This window comes from Kitasatospora sp. NPDC057512 (assembly GCF_042802135.1).
GTDB lineage: Bacteria > Actinomycetota > Actinomycetes > Streptomycetales > Streptomycetaceae > Kitasatospora.
The window spans coordinates 1-1,364 of record NZ_JBHVET010001226.1 but is presented as its reverse complement, the minus strand read 5'-3'; the positions used below and the strand labels follow the sequence as shown (position 1 = coordinate 1,364).

Genomic DNA, 1,364 nt, shown 5'->3' with positions numbered 1-1,364 from the left:
ACCTGTGCCGACGGCGGGCCGACGGCAGCCTGGTCTTCCTGGGCCGGGTGGACCGCCAGGTGAAGGTCCGCGGCTACCGGGTCGACCTCGCCGAGGTCGAGCGGGCGATGGACGGCCACCCGGGCGTCGCCCGCTCGGCGGCGCTGCTGCGGGAGACCGCGCTCGGCAACCAACTGATCGGTGTCGTACGGCTGTCGGGCGGCCCGGACGGGGCTGGGAGTCTGGACGGGCTGCGGGCGCACCTGCGGGACCGGCTGCCCGGCTACTCCGTGCCGCAGCCGATCCTGGTGCTGCCGGAGTTCCCGGTCGGACCGAACGGCAAGCTCGACCGGCAGCGGCTGGCCGAGCTGGCGGCCGAACTGGTCGAGGCCCGGGCCGGTTCGGACGACACCGCATCGGACGACACCGGGGTGACCGGCGGCGCGGGGAGCGGTCCGGCCGGGGAGATCGCCCGGTTCTGGGCGGGCGCCCTCGGCCTGCCCGCCGTCGGGCCGCGCGCCGACGTGCTCGGCCTCGGCGGGGACTCCATCCTCGCCATGCGCACCATCGCCTTCCTGCGGCGCTCCGGCCTGCGGGTTGCCTACGAGGACTTCTACCGGCACCCGACGGCGGAGGGCCTGGCGGCGGTCGCCGTCCCGGTCGCGCCGTCCGTCCCGGCCCCGCGCGGTTCCACGAGCGGCCTCGAACTCGCCCCGGCCCAACGGTGGTTGTACCGGCAGCGGACGGTACGGGACCTGCGGCACTGGAACCAGTCGGTGCTGCTGCGCTGTCGCACCGCCGTCGACCCGGAGGCGCTCTCGGCGGCCGTCGCGGCCGTCCTGGAACGGCACCCGGCGCTGCGCCGGCCGGTCACCCCGGACGGCTGCGGCGAGGTCCGGGCGGTGGCCGACCTCGACCCGGTCTCCTTCTCCCGGATCCCGCGCGCGGCCGGGGAGATCGCCGACACCGTCGCCGGGGTCTGCACCGAGCTCCACCGCAGCCTCGACCCGTCGGCCGGCCGGCTGCTGCGAGCCCACCTGTTCACCGGCCCGCCCGGCACCGACGACCGGCTCGCGCTGATCGCGCACCACCTGGTCGTCGACGGGCTGTCCTGGCGGATCCTGCTGGACGACCTGGCGCACGCGTACCGGGCGGTGCTCGACCGGAAGCCGGTCGACCTGCCGCCGACGGCGGACTTCTACGCCTGGGCGGCGGTCTCGTCCTCCGTCGCGGCGGAGCCCGGTGCGGCGGAACCCGTCGTCGGGGATGCCACCGTGGGGGAAGCCGGGGAGGTCGGGGAGGTCGGGGAAGCCGGGGAGGTCGGGGAAGCCGGGGAAGCCGGGGAGGTCGGGGAGGTCGGGGAAGCCGGGGAGGTCGGGGAGGTC

General features: G+C 76.7%; 1 protein-coding gene. It reads left to right on the top strand.

Annotated features, from left to right (window positions below; genetic code table 11):
- Positions 1-1,364: condensation domain-containing protein (locus ACFU6K_RS39095; protein WP_380671450.1), on the top strand; the 1,364-nt coding region annotated here is incomplete at both ends.